Origin of the sequence: Shewanella indica, assembly GCF_002836975.1 — a bacterium.
Lineage (GTDB): Bacteria > Pseudomonadota > Gammaproteobacteria > Enterobacterales > Shewanellaceae > Shewanella > Shewanella indica.
In genome coordinates, this window is sequence record NZ_NIJK01000055.1 from 1 (window position 1) to 15,418 (window position 15,418).

The 15,418-nt window shown below is 51.3% G+C and carries 13 protein-coding genes; 8 read left to right on the forward strand and 5 right to left on the reverse strand.

The window, feature by feature from the left end; genetic code table 11:
- Window positions 1-175: 175 nt before the first annotated feature.
- A complete protein-coding gene (locus CX650_RS19895; protein WP_157823092.1) occupies window positions 176-3,409 on the forward strand; it encodes an EAL domain-containing protein in 3,234 nt (1,077 codons plus the stop codon).
- 60 nt (window positions 3,410-3,469) lie between these two features.
- On the opposite strand, the gene CX650_RS19900 is transcribed toward CX650_RS19895, so the two are convergent.
- A complete protein-coding gene (locus CX650_RS19900) occupies window positions 3,470-4,561 on the reverse strand; it encodes a branched-chain amino acid aminotransferase (protein ID WP_101096823.1) in 1,092 nt (363 codons plus the stop codon).
- Window positions 4,562-4,666: 105 nt separating this feature from the next.
- Window positions 4,667-6,025, reverse strand: a complete 1,359-nt coding sequence (locus tag CX650_RS19905) for an esterase/lipase family protein (protein ID WP_101096824.1) — start codon at window positions 6,023-6,025, stop codon at window positions 4,667-4,669.
- 236 nt (window positions 6,026-6,261) lie between these two features.
- On the opposite strand from CX650_RS19905, the gene CX650_RS19910 reads away from it, so the two are divergent.
- Complete coding sequence (locus CX650_RS19910) at window positions 6,262-6,816, forward strand: outer membrane beta-barrel protein (RefSeq protein ID WP_101096825.1); 555 nt, start codon at window positions 6,262-6,264, stop codon at window positions 6,814-6,816.
- A 338-nt stretch (window positions 6,817-7,154) separates the two neighbouring features.
- Here CX650_RS19910 and CX650_RS19915 read toward each other — a convergent pair whose 3' ends face one another.
- Window positions 7,155-7,931 (reverse strand): AraC family transcriptional regulator, encoded by a 777-nt coding sequence (locus CX650_RS19915; RefSeq protein ID WP_101096826.1) that lies wholly within the window; start codon window positions 7,929-7,931, stop codon window positions 7,155-7,157.
- A gap of 154 nt (window positions 7,932-8,085) precedes the next feature.
- On the opposite strand from CX650_RS19915, the gene CX650_RS19920 reads away from it, so the two are divergent.
- The 4 genes from CX650_RS19920 (at window position 8,086) to CX650_RS19935 (ending at window position 12,363) form a co-directional block, all read left to right on the forward strand.
- Window positions 8,086-9,201 carry a multidrug effflux MFS transporter gene (locus CX650_RS19920; RefSeq protein ID WP_101096827.1) on the forward strand — a complete coding sequence of 372 codons (1,116 nt, stop codon included), beginning with the start codon at window positions 8,086-8,088 and terminating at the stop codon, window positions 9,199-9,201.
- A gap of 510 nt (window positions 9,202-9,711) precedes the next feature.
- A complete protein-coding gene (locus tag CX650_RS19925; protein ID WP_101096828.1) occupies window positions 9,712-10,002 on the forward strand; it encodes a helix-turn-helix domain-containing protein in 291 nt (96 codons plus the stop codon).
- Window positions 9,992-11,341, forward strand: a complete 1,350-nt coding sequence (locus CX650_RS19930) for a type II toxin-antitoxin system HipA family toxin (RefSeq protein ID WP_101096829.1) — start codon at window positions 9,992-9,994, stop codon at window positions 11,339-11,341. Before CX650_RS19925 ends, CX650_RS19930 begins: the two co-directional genes overlap by 11 nt.
- Before the next feature lie 17 nt (window positions 11,342-11,358).
- The gene (locus CX650_RS19935) at window positions 11,359-12,363 is read left to right on the forward strand and encodes a YecA family protein (protein ID WP_101096830.1); all 1,005 of its coding nucleotides are present in this window, start codon (window positions 11,359-11,361) and stop codon (window positions 12,361-12,363) included.
- On the opposite strand, the gene CX650_RS19940 is transcribed toward CX650_RS19935, so the two are convergent.
- Together CX650_RS19940 and CX650_RS19945 are read right to left on the reverse strand one after the other, a co-directional pair.
- Entirely contained in the window at window positions 12,325-12,579 is a 255-nt protein-coding gene (locus CX650_RS19940; protein WP_208622121.1) for an Arm DNA-binding domain-containing protein, read from the reverse strand. The two genes, CX650_RS19935 and CX650_RS19940, sit on opposite strands and share 39 nt — an antisense overlap.
- 174 nt (window positions 12,580-12,753) lie before the next feature.
- Window positions 12,754-13,617 (reverse strand): YicC/YloC family endoribonuclease, encoded by an 864-nt coding sequence (locus CX650_RS19945; RefSeq protein WP_101056442.1) that lies wholly within the window; start codon window positions 13,615-13,617, stop codon window positions 12,754-12,756.
- A gap of 180 nt (window positions 13,618-13,797) precedes the next feature.
- On the opposite strand from CX650_RS19945, the gene rph reads away from it, so the two are divergent.
- Window positions 13,798-14,511, forward strand: coding sequence for a ribonuclease PH (gene rph, locus CX650_RS19950; protein WP_025010865.1), 714 nt, complete (start codon window positions 13,798-13,800; stop codon window positions 14,509-14,511).
- A gap of 104 nt (window positions 14,512-14,615) precedes the next feature.
- Window positions 14,616-15,257 (forward strand): orotate phosphoribosyltransferase, encoded by a 642-nt coding sequence (gene pyrE, locus CX650_RS19955; protein WP_025010866.1) that lies wholly within the window; start codon window positions 14,616-14,618, stop codon window positions 15,255-15,257.
- The last annotated feature ends 161 nt before the right edge of the window (window positions 15,258-15,418 follow it).

Here is a 15,418-nt window from a genome sequence, read left to right on the forward strand (position 1 = left end):
AAATCCGATGACATGGGGTCATCGGATTTTGATCCTTTCAGTGAGATCGTCAAGCGATCTGTCTTAACTGATCGGCATTACAGATAGGGCCGGCTTATTTCATATAACGGCCGATGGCCGCTTTGTTTCCCACCACAATCAGCTTGCCAAGCTGCTCGGCCAGGATGAATCCTTTTTGGATCTCACCGTGAGTGCGATTGCCCAAGACAGTCACCAAAGATTGTGGCTGGCCAGCAGTGGCGGCTTGATAAGCCTGAACAACAGCGGCGAAATGCAGCTCTATCGTCCTCCGGGTAACAAACCCGCTATTCGTGATTTGCTCATCAGTCCAGATGAGCATATCTGGCTCGGCGTCGGCAACACCCTATACCATTTCAACCCGGAAACCAGGGGATTCCAAGCTCACTTTGTCAACGAGTATCTTGAAGATGGCCCACAAGAGCAAATGATCCTCAGTCTGACCACAGCCAATAACGGCATCTGGGTCGGTACGACCAACGGAGCTTATTGGCTGCAACCTGACACAGGTCAACAGCAGATCATCCGCGGTGATCGTCTGGTCAATCCCATGGTGCGGGACATACTCAAAGACAAAGACGGCAATATCTGGTTTGCTACTCACGGCGGGCTCAGCCGCTTGCGTCAAGGTGAGCTGCAACACTTCAACCGTAATCAGGGATTACCGGGCAATACCGTCTATGCCATTGAGCAAGACGAGAGTGGCGACCTCTGGTTCAGCAGTAATTCAGGGATCAGTCGCTTTGCCGTCGACAAGGAAAAGGTGCTGACTTTCAATGAACATGAAGGATTGCAGGCGTTGGAGTTCAACGGCAATGTCAGTTGGCAGGATAAGGATGGCAGCATCTGGTTTGGTGGCATCAATGGATTAAACCATTTCTCTCCTCAACAAGTCCCCAAAGTTCGCAAACAACCTAAACTGGCCCTGGCAGGTTACCGCATGGGCAACAGCTATTTCCCACGGCTGGATCTTGGTCACGTTCCCGAATTGACGATTCCTTACAGCGAGCAGTTGGTAAGCTTTGAGATCTCAGCACTGGATTTTGCCTATCCCCAACGCCACAGATTCAGCTTTTTTCTTGAAGGCTGGGACAAAAGCTGGCACCCGGCCCAGTCGCTGCACGAAATCAGCTATACCAACTTGGCGCCTGGCAACTATCGGCTGTTTGTCCGCCATCAGTTACAACACAACCCTGAAGGACAGGAACAGCTACTGCTAAAACTCACGGTACCAGCCCCCTTTTACCGCACCACTCAGGCGTATCTGTTTTACCTGACACTGACACTGATACTGTTTAGCCTCTGGCTAAGACATTTCCTTGCTCAACGCCGCCTCGAACAGCAAACCCAGTCCAACATTCAACTTTCCGAAGAAAGGCTGAAACTGGCGCTATGGGGCTCGGGTGACCGCATGTGGGACTGGCAGTTGGAAGATGATCTCTTCTTCATTACCGGCCCCAAACAAGGCTCGGAAGCACCGGCGGAAACCAACGCCAGTAGGCAGATGGCACTGGTGCATCCCGATGACAGGCCCCAGGTTCAAGCGGCACTGGAGAGCTACCTGCAGGGAGATACCGAATTCTTCGAGGCCGAGTATCGTATCAAACTCACCGACGCCAACTGGAGCTGGGTGTTGGATCGCGGCAAGATCGTCGAGCGCGACCGTAACGGCAAGCCATTGCGCCTGGCGGGCACTTTCACAGATATCAGTATGCGCCGCGGTCAGGAAGAAGCGCTGCGGCTATCATCCCAGGTGCTGGAAAGCATGAATGAGTCTGTGGTGGTTTGCGATCTCAACTACCGCATCATCTCGGTCAATCCGGCATTTTGCAGCACAACAGGCTTCAGCGAACAGCAGATCGCCTGTAAACCTTTCCTGTTCCTGACCCGTGGCCTCTATGACAGAAGCTTCTATCAACAGATAGAGCATCAATTGCTGAACCAAAAACACTGGTCCGGTGAAGTGCAGATCCGCACCCACTGCAAGCAGCCGCTGCTGGTGTGGATGGAAGTCAATCAGGTGCTCAACAGCCAGGGCGAAGCCAGCCATTTCGTGGTGGTATTTACCGATATCACAGACCGCAAACAGGCCGAGGAAGATCTGCGCCTGTTGGCCAACTATGATCAGCTCACAGGCCTGCCCAATCGCACTCTGTTCCAGGACAGGTTGGATCATGCCCTGCGCCAGGCGCACCGTAACCGTAACTTGGTCGCCCTGCTGTTCCTGGATCTGGACAGATTCAAACACATTAACGATTCTTTGGGCCATCATGTGGGCGATCAACTGCTGAAAGCGGTTTCCTCCAGACTGACCCAAGCGATAAGAGATGGGGATACTGTTGCCCGTCTGGGTGGTGATGAGTTCATCATCATTCTCGAAGGGCTGCAAAAAACCGAGGCGGCGACAGTCATCGCCGAAAAACTGTTGGCGGCGTTTGATCGCCCCTTCTCACTGGAGAACTTCAGTCTCAATGTTTCACCATCCATAGGCATCAGCCTCTATCCGGATGATGCCGAAGAGGCGCTGGAGCTGCTGAAGTTTGCCGACACCGCCATGTACCATGCCAAGTCACTGGGACGCAATAACTTCCAGTTCTATACAGCTAAACTCAACGCCTATGCGGTGCGCCATGTGCAGCTGGAAGCCGGGCTGAAACAGGCGCTGGATCGCGATGAATTCTACCTGCTGTATCAACCCAAATTCTGCGTCCATAGCGGCAAACTCACCGGCATGGAAGCCCTGCTGCGTTGGGAAAGCCAGGAGCTTGGGCCTATTTCTCCGGCGGAGTTTATTCCGCTGGCCGAGGAAACCGGCCAGATCAACGCCATAGGTCAGTGGGTACTACTGAGTGTCTGCAGTCAACTGGAGCGCTGGCAGAATCAAGGGCTGGAAGCTGTTCCGATAGCGATCAATCTCTCTGCCAAACAGCTGCAGTCAGACATTATTTCCAGCATAGAAGTGGCTCTTGCCATGCATGGTCTGGCCGCTGATCTACTTGAGATTGAACTGACAGAGTCAGCGGTGATGCAACAACCATTGGAATCGGTGGAAATACTCAATCAACTGAAAGGGCTGGGATTAAGCCTGGCGGTCGATGATTTCGGTACCGGCTACTCCAGTCTGGCCTATCTCAAGCGTTTCCCGCTGGATACCTTAAAAATTGACCGTGAGTTTGTCCGCGATATCACCAAAGATCCTGACGATGCCGCCATTACCAGCGCCATCATAGTCCTGGCTCACAGCCTGGAGTTACAGGTGGTGGCCGAAGGGGTTGAAACCCAGGCTCAACTGAATGTCCTTGCCGCCCAGGGCTGCGATCAGGCCCAGGGCTTCCTGTTGGGACGCCCGATGACAGAAGTGCAAGCACAAGCCTTACTCAGCCGAAAATAAAATCAGCTCGTAAAAAACGCGGCTCAAATGGCCGCGTTTTATCAATAATTAGTTATTGGCTTATGCCTTCTCCAGCCTGGGCACTTTGCAAACCCAGCCTTGAGGGCCTTGTCTGTGCCCTTTCTGGATTTCGGTGAAGATTCGATAGATGCGACTGACATGTTCACCCACCTTGCCGTCACCAACAGTGACCACCCGGCCATCTTCAAAAATGTAGGAGCCGACCGGAGAAACCACGGCTGCTGTGCCGAAACCGCCGGCTTCGATGATCTCGCCCGACTCGACACCTGCAATAAAATCATCCAGTTTGACCTGCTCCTGGCGGACATCACAGCCAAGCAGTGGCGCCAACTCAATAATAGACTGTGAGGTGATCGACTTGAGAATGGTATCGGTAAACTCAGGGATGATCACTGTGCCATCCTTGAGTATATGGAAGTGGTTCATCGCCCCGGCTTCTTCGATATATTCATTGGTCGAGTCCAGGTACAGCACCTGGGAAGCACCGTGAGCCGCAGCCGCCTTACCGGCACGCAGTGAAGCGGCATAGTTGCCGGCGGCCTTGGAGGCACCGGTACCACCGGATACTGCACGGTGGAATTCTTTACTGATCAGCAGGCGAATGGCGTTGAGGTTCTCACCATAGTAGGCGCCGCTGGGGCTCATCACCACACAGAAGGTGTAGCGGTTGGCCGGGCTGACTGACAGTCTGTCTTCGGTGGCAAAAATAAAGGGTCGAATATAGAGGCAAGCCCCGTCCTGCATGGGGAACCAGAGACGGTCGACATCGATAAGGGCGTTGATCGCCTTAAGCTGCATGGCTTCATCAATATTGGGAATACAGACGATATCGGCAGAGCGGTTCATGCGTTCGGCATTCTTGTTGAGACGGAAGGTATAAATCTCACCGTCTTCATGCATAAAGGCCTTGGCGCCCTCAAAAATACTCTGACCATAATGCAGCGCCATCGCGCCGGGAGCCATCTCAAACGGACCGTAGGGGACGATGCGGGGATCCCGCCACTCGCCATCATAATAATCCATCATGAACATATGGTCGGTGCGCAGACGACCAAAGCCAACATTACCTTCAGGGCAAAACTGCTCTGAGCGACGCTCTGCGGCGGGCTTTAACTGATACTTGATTTCCATTGCTTACCACCTTGACTATTGTTCAAGCAGACTAGGGAGCGCCCGGAATAATGTCAAGAGGACCAAGGCCTGTGTCCAGCAGGAGTACTGTAAAAAATTTAGCCATCAAATATCGGCAAGTTCCCCCTGGGGAGCTAAGCGGGAAAAGTCGCCGCCCTCTTCAGGGCTGACCAGAGTAAACAGCCCGCCATCCCTGTGCCGCCTAAGCAAGAGATCCACTTCCAATGTGGCGTCCTCCTTTAACAGCCTGGATACCGCGCCGGCATCAGACTGGAACTCAACCGCACGATAATAACAGGCGCCATCATCTGGGCGCGGTACCAGCTTAAAGCCGATTTTCCCTTGAGACAGGGTCTGCATCTTGGCGGCATCCAGATACAGGGTCAGGCAGTTGGGGCTCTGCTGGTTGCGCTGCTTATCCTGCATAAAGCCTCTTGGCAGAATACCCGGCAGATACTGCTCGCCACTGAGCAGATAAAAATCGAAATCCTCTATGGCGGCGCCGGTATCATCCCACACCCGAATCACCAGCATGGTGTAACGCTTCTTGGTGGTCCGGCTTTGGGTTTGCCGCGTAAGCTCCTGACAGGCACGGCGGTAAGCCTCTACCGAGTCGACCTTCAACCAATTCAGAATCGCCAGCACTACCGGCTTGTTGGCAGCGTTTCTACGGCTGACGGAACGCATGATCCCCATTTTCTCTTTGCTGTGGCTGGCCTTGGGAATAATGCCGAAGCCACTGACAGGGGCCTGAATGAAACTTTCCGGCGCCAGCTTGGCCACGCAGGCACCATCAAAGCTGTCACATTCCTGTGCCTGCTCCACCAATTGCAACCGAGCATAATTCATATTTGCCGCGGCGACCCGCACGACACCATCCGAGCCCGGCTCGGCGGTATAGGAGTTGAGATAATCATAGAGGGACGCATCTATACTTTCGCCGGTCAGCACCAAGGGCCAAAGCCGAGCGGCCTCAAAATCATAGTTCAACCAGGCTTTACTTAAAGCAGCCTGCCCCAGGCTGCCCAGCTCCAACCAGTCGAGGATCTTCTGCCCCGGCTCCAATCCATCGAACCAAGCCTTAATCCTGGCGAGGCGCGACTTGCCAAGCTGTGCCAGGGCGGAGCCGTGGTTGGCCGGTGCCAGCATGATCATATGAGTCACGGGACAAGCCGCCAATTTTTGGGCTCCGAAGAAGGTCTCCAACCAGCAACGTATCACGGCTGCTCCAGTGCTGTGGGTGATCACCGCGAAAGGTTCATCCCCCAGCACTTCACGTCTGGCAGCCTCGAAGGCCAGCGCAACGTCCTCCAACTTCACCTGGTCCTGAAAACTGATATAGCGTCCCAGGTGCAGATGACTCACCTCAAGCTCAGTGTCTGCCAGCTTGGCCAATGCCTGCGGCAAATAACCATAGGTCTCTGTGGACGTCACACTCCAGCCGTGTACAAATACCAGTCTCATCCCTTTTCCCTCAGGTTAACAGTCTATTTTTCGACCACAAACCCATCACTGACCCACAACAATTGGAATTTCTAACATCAGGTTTTTTAACACAAAAAGCCAATACATACGATTAAAAACCCGATCCAGCTCTCATTCAGGTGGAGTTCAGTAAAGCGGTCCTAACCTGCCGATGAACACAAGTTGACCCGGCTTAAAAACAGCCATCCGGACTTTCCCGGATCCAGGAGTAAATTATGAAAATTCAATCTCTAGTACTGGCTTCCGCTGCGGCTCTCGCTTTCTCAGCCCCTTCTTTTGCAGCTGACTGGTTTGTTGGCGGCGGTGTTGGTGCGCAGCAAAATGACTACTCTCATAAGCCCACTGATGGCGGCAAGTTCAGCGATGATGATCGCAATGCCGTCTACATGCTGCGTGGTGGTGCCTTCCTGACCCCCAACCAGCGTCTCTACGCGACGTACAGCTACAACAGCGATGACTTTGCCAAGCAGCAGATGGGACTGGTTTCCTATGACTACCTGATAGGTTTGGATCAGGCCAACAAACTGAACTGGTTTGTCGGTGCCAGCGCCGGTATCAACCACACGGCACCGGACAGCGGTGCCCTGGAATCAGACAATAATTTTGTCTGGGGTGGTCAGACAGGTCTGGTGTATAAGCTGAGCGACAATCTCAATACCGAGATAGGTTATCGCTATCTGAAGCAGGACTATGACAACAAGATAGACACAGGTAAATATGCGCTGGACAACACCCAGCAACTGTACCTGAGCGTAGACTACCGCTTCTGATGACATCCTGGTCACTATAGTGCATGGATTCAAAAGTGTATTTAGTTGACCACCGGAACATAAGATGGTCTGGCGAACAGGCATGCGGAATCTTATGACTTTGTTTAACACCTTGACGCCAGCCAACGCTTCAACAACTTGCCTGAAGTAGCCTCGTGAGCGGGACCTGGCGTCAATGAGTTATTTATAACGATACCCAGTGGTCTCTGGCAAGGAACGCCTATGGAAGTTATTCATCCATTCCCACTGTTTACAAAGGATTTGTGCTTCTGCAGCAAGCCTTGCATTCAATTTTATGAGCCGGCGCAGAGTACGCATGAGGCTTGTTCACACCGTCCTTAATTGATTGAATTCTGAATAAAGCTCAAAGGCGTTTGGCCCGTCTGCTTTTTAAAAAAGGCAATGAAGGCGCTGTCGGAAGAAAACGCCAGCTTGTGGGCCACTTCGCTGACAGATCTGGCGCCGGATAGGAGTTCGATGGCCTTCAAAAGGCGCCACTGTTGGCGCCATTGCTGATAAGTCATACCGGTTTCAGCCTTGAATAACCGGGTGACTGTCTTGGTGCTGGCGCCGACACTGCCGGCAAGCCGGCCTATATCAGGCGCGAGAAACTCTTCCTTGATAAGCTGCTGGCGGAATCGGAGAAACCTGCGATCCTGTGGCAGTGGCAACTGAAATGAATGTTTCTTGGCGGCATAAAACTCTTCCCAAAATAACGCACTGCTATTGGCCATATTCTGCTCCGGCGTGTCCCAAGGCCACAGTGCCATTTTGTCTATCAAGGCTTTCAAGAGGGCGTTGACCTCTATCATGCGAAGCTCAGCCGGAGTGTTGAACCTGGCACAATCAAAATACAAAGAACGATAGGCCACCACATTGGTCATTACCGCGCGGTGCGAAATACCGGGCGGGATCCACACGGCTTTGGTGGGTGGCAAGATGCAGATGGCATTCTCCAATGCAAAGCTCATGCATCCGTGGGGGGCATAAAGCAGTTGCCCTTTATGGTGTTGGTGCATGCCCGAATCGTGCTGGCCAACATCGGCCGCAATGCCGATAACACTGGATGAAAAGGTATCTGCATCGAACTCAGTTTCCTGCTCAATAATCGCCATGATGTCCCTATTTTGATGTTTCTTGTCTTTATGTCGTTAACGTGCCGTTTCATCACGAGTATACACTGCGCGCCGACTCGGAAAAGCGCGGATCAAGCCTGCATAGAGTAACAGGGCTTGTTCGCAGCTTGCTTGATTGTGATAAGGATAAGAGATGAAAACCAAACCTTCGCTATGGTTGATGCTGGCGCTACTGATGTTCCCGCAAATAGTGGAAACCATTTACAGCCCGGCCCTGGGGGCGATTTCGCAGACATTTGCCGTGTCCTACCCTCAGGCGGCGCAAACCCTATCGGTTTATTTTTTGGCTTTCGCTTTGGGCGTGGCAGTGTGGGGCATAGTGGCCGACAGTTGCGGCCGTCGCCAGGCCATGTTGCTGGGACTCTTTATCTATGGCGTCGCAGCCTGGGTGGCCATGTCAACAACCAGCTTCGCGGTGCTGATGGCCGCCAGAGCCTGCAGCGCTTTTGGGATTGCTGTCGGCTCTATCGTCACCCAAACCATGCTGCGTGACGCCTTCAGCGGCGAAGAGTTGGGGAAAGTGTTCAGTGTGATGGGACTTGGGATTGCCATCAGCCCGGTTATCGGCATGTTTTCCGGTGGCCAATTGGTCAAGGTGGGTGGTCATCATGCGGTGTTTTTGGCTTTGTTTATTATGACCTTGGGTTTATTCGCCTATTGTTTTATCAGGCTGCCGGAAACCCAAACCAGCAGGCAGAGCTTGCAACTGGTCGCCTTGAGTAAAGATATGCTCGGTGACAGGCAAATCTGGCAATCTGCGCTCTTGGTTACTGCCCATAACGTTGCCCTGTTTTCTTACTACCAACTCGGTGGATTCAACTTTGCCAGGCTTGGGTTCACGCCGGAACAGTTTGGTTACAGCGGCTTAATCCTTGGCCTGGGCTCACTGGTTGGCAGCTACAGCAATAAATGCCTGATCTCCAAGGGAGTCTCTCAAGGCAAGCTCTTGCAAGGCGCCGCTTTACTGCTGCTTCTGGGAGCCATAGGAGTACAACTCTCGCTGAACTCCATCGGGTTTCTGGCGCCTATGCTACTCGTGGTTATGGCATTCGGAATAGCTATCCCCAATGTGCTCAGCATGGCCTTGGCTCAGTACCGACAGCAGGCTGGCAGCGCTGGTGCCCTATTCGGCTTGATGTACTACTTACTCATCGGCAGCGGCCTTGCTCTGGCAGGCGCGGTGCAGCACTTGGGATGGGTACTGTTAGCCTGCGGCAGTATGGCGCTGTTGGTAAGCCGGGTTCGTTGATGAGCTTGCTGCAGTTGGCCACTGTTCAATGCAGAGTTTGCGCTATTAGGCCCTGTCTCCGGTCTTAGTGTTCATTTGTGCGTGCCGACCAGCTATTAGGTAAGATCTAGAAATGACAAAGCCCCTTATTGAAGGGGATTTGCTGGATTTTTGAACATTTTTTTACAGCGCGGAACATTATTCTAGGTTCAGGAACTGCTTATTGAGCAGCAGACTAGGCCCTTTAAAAATCAATAAATTATAAAAATAAACCGTTCAAAAATGGCAGCCTCCACCACCAAACAACCTACCACTAACCTATGGCTTTTACTAAATCTTGCTAGCACTTCTTGGTTATGAGTACGGAAAAACAATGCCGTTTTCACTCTACAGTTGGGTTCAAAAATAACAGTTTCGGAAGGCTTGATCGAGTGAACTTTCAACACCACCGCACTTATTGGATACAATAATAGCCATTTCTGGTTGTTTTCCTATACAATGGATATAACTGTATCCAACAAGTCATTGCGAATGAAGTTTACTTTACTTGATGATATCGATGTAAGCCAAGCCTATGCGGCTTATTTACGAGAGTTACGTCAACGAGCGAAGCTGTCACGAACAGCACTGGCAGAGCGAAGCTGCGTCCCAGCGGCCACTATTAAGAAGTTTGAGCTGACTGGGCAAATTTCATTTCGTCAATTGCTGTTGCTTTGGCAGACCCTCGACTCATTGGATAGGCTCTATCAGCTCACGCTACCAAGTAAAGAACGCGTTTCTACACCATCTAGCATTGATGAGGTGCTAAAAGATGAGTTTTAAACCCATTCAAAAACTCACCATATCCCGTACGTTAAGCTCAGGTGAGCAGGTCACTGTAGGGGTTTTGGCTCAGAATCGACAAGGCGTTTTTTTTCAGTATGCAGACAGCTATTTGCAGCAGTTTGGCAATTTATCGCCTTTTACTATTCAGGCAAGCACACAAGTACAAGCCGCACCTAAACAGCCACACCAAGGTGTGCATGGTGTATTCGGGGATTGTTTGCCCGATGGTTGGGGCATGCTGTTACAAGATCGTATTTTCCGGCAAAAAGGCATTCTGCCTAATCAATTAACAGCAATGGATAGACTGGCTTTTGTCGGTGATAAAGGTATGGGAGCGCTCTCTTTTTCTCCGGTATCTGAGTTTTCAGCCACGACGCACGCTGAAATTGATTTAGCAACCTTGGGTTTAGAAGCACAAACACTGTTCGATTCTTCAATGTCAGATTATATGGACGACAACCAAGATGAGTTAGATGGGCATACTCAACACGTGTTGGCCGCATTAGTCGCCGGAGGTAGTTCGGGTGGTGCAAGACCAAAGGCGCAGATTTATACGCCTGCTGGGGAAACTCGGCATTGTCGAACCTTTGCACAGCCCGGTGATGAAGCTTGGTTGATTAAGTTTACCTCGAAGAATCTAGCGCTCGGACATGAAGAAGGTTTGTGCGAGGCGGTTTATTTGCAAATGGCCGAGCAAGCAAAGTGCCAACCGCCAATTTGGCAACTTATTGAAGCGCCGCATACAAGCGGTGCGCCTGCGTGGTTAGCACTCAAGCGTTTTGATTATGTCGCTGAACAGACCAATTTAGGCAGCAAGCGCAGTTCAGGCCGCTTGCATATGCACAGCGCCTGCGGATTGCTTGATGCAGACTTCCGAACGCCAAGTTTAGATTATATTGATTTAATCAAAGCCAGCCGACAGCTGTGTAAATCTCCAGCCGCTGGGCAACTGCAATTTCGCCGTGCCATTTTTAACCTGCTGTCGTCTAACCAAGACGATCACAGTAAAAACTGGGCTTTTTTGCAAACGGACGATGGCCAATGGAATCCTGCACCTTTTTACGATGTTACCTACAGCCCACATCCATTTAACGAACATGCCACTGCCTTTGGAGGTTATGGCAAAGCGCCACCGCTTAAGCTAATGCAAAAGCTGGCTGCCAGCGCAGGCTTTGCCAATTGGAATGAGGTGAGGCAAGTTATTGAAGAAGTCGCAGAAGCCATCAGTCAGTTTGCTCATCTAGCAAAGCAGCAAGGGGTAAGTAAAATCACAGTGTCTGCTATTACTCATACATTGAACCAGCGTAAACAAGAAAATGAAGCGCTTTTTCTATAATAATAAGAAGGGACAACATGAAGCTTGGCCGAAACGATCCTTGCCATTGTGGCAGTGGTAAAAAGTTTAAACGTTGTTGTATGAGCAGTGTCTCCAAGCAACATGCCCAAATATTTGATGATATTGACACCATGCTGGCAATGAACCCCAATTTGAGCCTTGATGAACTCAACACTGTTTTACAGCACAAAGTGCAGGATCGTAATAATCAACCTCATCCCGATTTTTATGGTGTAACGCCAACGCAAATGGCCAATTGGCTTTATGCGCCTTTTGATGAATTACAGTGGGTGACAATCAGCACACCAGATGCGCTTTTAGCCAGTCCTGTGATGCGCTATTTAGCTCTTATTCTTGATGAGGCTATGGCGCAAGATGGGTCATTCAAAGCCACGAGTAAAGGCAACTTACCGGCTAAGTTGGTCAAACAGGCCAGTGAGTTATTGCCTGAGTTTACCGTTGCTCAGTTCCCACAAAATATTAGCATCAGCGAGTTTGCGGGCAGTAACGAAGATAAATTTAATGCCCTGCACTACACCCGAGTGCTAGCCGAAATTAGCGGCATTATTTATCGCCGCAGCGGTCGCTACCATGTCAAAAAGTTAGCACAACAACAGTATCAGGCTTTAGGTATACAAGCATTCTTCAAACCTATGTTAGAAGCCGCAATCAGCAAATATAACTGGGGGTATATGGACGGCTTTGAATACGATGTCGACTTGCGACCATTTTGGTTATTTATGCTGTGGCGCATTCAGTGTCACAACAATGTGGAGCAGCTTGTTAAAGAGGTGATGACTGCTTTCCCCGATTTACTACAGGCATTCTCTACAGATGATTACTTCGCGCCAGAAAGAAACTTAAGCATGCTCATTGAATCCAGGTTTATTAAGCGATTTTTACAGTTTTGGGGATTTATCACCATAGATCCAAGGCGTTATTTAAACGCTGAGCCGGTCGTCAGAAGAGCTCAAATTCAACCCTTATTCAAACAAACGTTTCAATTTACAATTAACATATAAAAAGATCGCGAAGGCCGCATCTCGTGCATCTGCAAGGGATAGTTCTGGATAAGATCCAATTGTCATTTCTGGACGACAACCGTTGATTGAAAATCGCAAGATCCAAAAAGGTTCTCCAGAGGCGGGTACAACGAAGTAGAGGCCATTACCATCTGCGGTTTTGCGTGGTTCATCTTTGGCCAAAGCGGCGACTTTGCGTGCATTGAGCTTGCCCATATAGTTCTCCTTAGGTATGGAAAGTTACTCACCATTTAAGGGCATACTAGATCAATCCTACTCACCACTAAACTCACCAGTTGGTTGAAAACAGAGGCAAAGACCTGAAATCTTCTGAAAACAAAAAAGCCTCAAAAAATGAGGCTTTATGCTGTACTTGTGAATGTTAAAACATCACTCCACGTTCTGGATCTGCTCTCGCATCTGCTCAATCAGCACTTTAAGCTCGACCGCGGCGGCGGTTATTTCGCTGCTGATTGACTTGGAGGCCAGGGTGTTGGATTCGCGGTTGAACTCTTGCATCATGAAGTCCAGTCTGCGGCCTTCGCTGCCACCCTTGTTGAGGATCCGGCGGGCTTCGGCCACATGGGCTTCGAGGCGATCCATCTCTTCGGCCACATCCTGTTTTTGAGCCAGCAATACCATTTCCTGTTCCAGTCTGGCCGGGTCCAGTTCGCCCTGGATTTCGGCCAGGCGGTTACTGAGTTTTTCCCTTTGCCATTCCATCACCTTGGGCATGTGCTCGCGGACTATGGCGATCTGGGCTTCAACGGCATCCAGGCGGGTCAGCAGCATCTCTTTGATGGCGCTGCCTTCACGGCCGCGGGCTTCGATAAACTGATCGACGGCGCCGTCGAAGGCTTTGAGCAGTTCGGCGGCAATGGCATCCATGTCTTGCTCGGATGAGGACATGACCCCAGGCCAGCGCAGAATATCCACTGGATTGAGCTCACCCTGGCCGGCTTGCTGTTTTACCCAATTGGCGGCCTGCAGCAGTTGCAGTGCCAAGTCCTGGTTCATATTCAGCTGGGTACCTTGTTGATCGCTCAGCTCGTAGCGCAAATTGACCTCTACCTTACCGCGATTGAGACGCTTGCGCAGTCTGTCTCGCAGCACAGGCTCCAGGCTACGGAACTGTTCCGGCAAGCGCAGATAGGTTTCCAGATATCTCTGGTTGACTGAGCGGATTTCCCAGGAGGCTGTGCCCCAGTCGGCTTTATGCTCGATACGGGCGTAGGCGGTCATGCTGTGGATCATCAGATATTCCAGTTGCTTGAAGACGGGTGTAGCAGAGGATTATAGACAGCTTGCCCCCGGGGTTAAAGTGAAGTGTATACACTTTGTCGGTTCGATACGGATCCGCCATGGCGTCAAGCGCCGCAAGGCCCTATAATATGCAGCCAATTCAGTCCAGACGACAAAATACAGGAATTCACTATGCGTCCCAGCAACAGAACTCCGGCTCAAACCCGCCCCATTTCAATCACTCGCCAGTTTACCGCCCATGCGGAAGGTTCTGTGCTGGTCGAGTTCGGCGATACCAAAGTACTCTGTACCGCCAGTTTTACCGAAGGGGTGCCGAGATTTCTCAAAGGCCAGGGCCAAGGTTGGGTGACGGCAGAATATGGCATGTTGCCCCGTTCTACCCATAGCCGTATGGATCGCGAAGCGGCCCGGGGCAAGCAGTCTGGTCGTACCCAGGAAATTCAGCGCCTCATCGGCCGTGCTTTGCGCGCTGCTGTGGATATGAAGCTGCTGGGTGAAAACACCATAGTGATCGACTGTGATGTGATTCAGGCCGACGGCGGTACCCGCACTGCGGCCATCACAGGTGCCTGTGTGGCTCTGGTAGATGCACTTAATTGGGCTCGTGCCAAGGGTATTCTCAAGGCCAATCCGCTCAAATTCCTTATCGCCGCCGTGAGCGTGGGGATTTTTGAAGGTGAGCCTATCTGTGACCTGGAATATATCGAAGACAGCGCCGCCGAAACCGATATGAACGTGGTGATGACAGAAACCGGCAAGATCATCGAGATCCAGGGCACCGCCGAAGGCGAGCCGTTCAGCCATGAAGAGTTGCTGAGTCTGCTGGAGCTGGCCAAGCATGGCATTCGTGAGATTATCGATGTGCAGAAGGCTGCATTGAGTTAAGTTTTTTAAGGACCCCATGAGGGTCCTTTTTTTCGTACTCCAGAGAGTACTTGTTCGTACCCGTGAGCCTTAAGGGCTTACCCATAATCACAAGAGGAGAGATCGTGAAAGCCTATCAGCGCGAGTTTATTGAATTTGCCCTTGAGCGTCAGGTGTTGAGATTCGGTGAGTTTACCCTGAAGTCCGGCCGCAAGAGCCCATACTTCTTCAATGCCGGTCTGTTTAACACTGGCCGGGATCTGGCCCGCCTGGGCCGTTTTTATGCTGCTGCGTTGGTGGATGCCGGTATCGACTACGATCTCCTGTTTGGCCCGGCCTACAAGGGGATCCCCATCGCCACAACCACGGCTGTAGCCTTGGCCGAACACCATGATCTGGATATTCCTTACTGCTTTAACCGCAAAGAGAAGAAAGACCACGGCGAAGGCGGCAACCTGGTAGGCAGCGAGCTCAAGGGTAAGGTGATGTTGGTGGATGATGTGATCACCGCAGGTACCGCTATTCGCGAGTCCATGGAGATCATTCAGGCCAATGGCGCGACTCTGGCCGGGGTATTGATTGCCCTCGACCGTCAGGAGAAGGGTAAGGGCGAATTGTCTGCCATTCAGGAAGTGGAGCGCGACTTTGGTTGCCAGATAGTGGCCATCATCAAGCTGGCCGATTTGATTGCCTACTTGGCCGAGAAACCTGGGATGGAGCAGGAGTTGGCCGCCGTTAGCGCCTATCGTGAACAGTATGGTATTTAATGCCACCCAGGATAGAATGTCAGTTCTTACAGAAGCTTGAGTAACTTTCTGTACAGTCCATAAAAAACGCTGCCTTGGCATAATGCCGTTCACTTAGTGTGAACGGCATTTTTCTTAGGCTTAATGGGATACTTGTTTTTACTCATTTTTAACGCACGTGG

What these genes read in the sequence shown, in the direction of transcription:
- CX650_RS19920 (WP_101096827.1), top strand. Translation starts at nt 8,086, where the DNA reads ATGAAAACCAAACCTTCGCTATGGTTGATGCTGGCGCTACTGATGTTC.
- rph (WP_025010865.1), top strand. Translation starts at nt 13,798, where the DNA reads ATGCGTCCCAGCAACAGAACTCCGGCTCAAACCCGCCCCATTTCAATC.
- CX650_RS19900 (WP_101096823.1), bottom strand. Translation starts at nt 4,561, where the DNA reads ATGGAAATCAAGTATCAGTTAAAGCCCGCCGCAGAGCGTCGCTCAGAG.
- CX650_RS19930 (WP_101096829.1), top strand. Translation starts at nt 9,992, where the DNA reads ATGAGTTTTAAACCCATTCAAAAACTCACCATATCCCGTACGTTAAGC.
- CX650_RS19935 (WP_101096830.1), top strand. Translation starts at nt 11,359, where the DNA reads ATGAAGCTTGGCCGAAACGATCCTTGCCATTGTGGCAGTGGTAAAAAG.
- CX650_RS19945 (WP_101056442.1), bottom strand. Translation starts at nt 13,617, where the DNA reads ATGATCCACAGCATGACCGCCTACGCCCGTATCGAGCATAAAGCCGAC.
- CX650_RS19910 (WP_101096825.1), top strand. Translation starts at nt 6,262, where the DNA reads ATGAAAATTCAATCTCTAGTACTGGCTTCCGCTGCGGCTCTCGCTTTC.
- CX650_RS19905 (WP_101096824.1), bottom strand. Translation starts at nt 6,025, where the DNA reads ATGAGACTGGTATTTGTACACGGCTGGAGTGTGACGTCCACAGAGACC.
- CX650_RS19915 (WP_101096826.1), bottom strand. Translation starts at nt 7,931, where the DNA reads ATGGCGATTATTGAGCAGGAAACTGAGTTCGATGCAGATACCTTTTCA.
- CX650_RS19940 (WP_208622121.1), bottom strand. Translation starts at nt 12,579, where the DNA reads ATGGGCAAGCTCAATGCACGCAAAGTCGCCGCTTTGGCCAAAGATGAA.
- CX650_RS19925 (WP_101096828.1), top strand. Translation starts at nt 9,712, where the DNA reads ATGAAGTTTACTTTACTTGATGATATCGATGTAAGCCAAGCCTATGCG.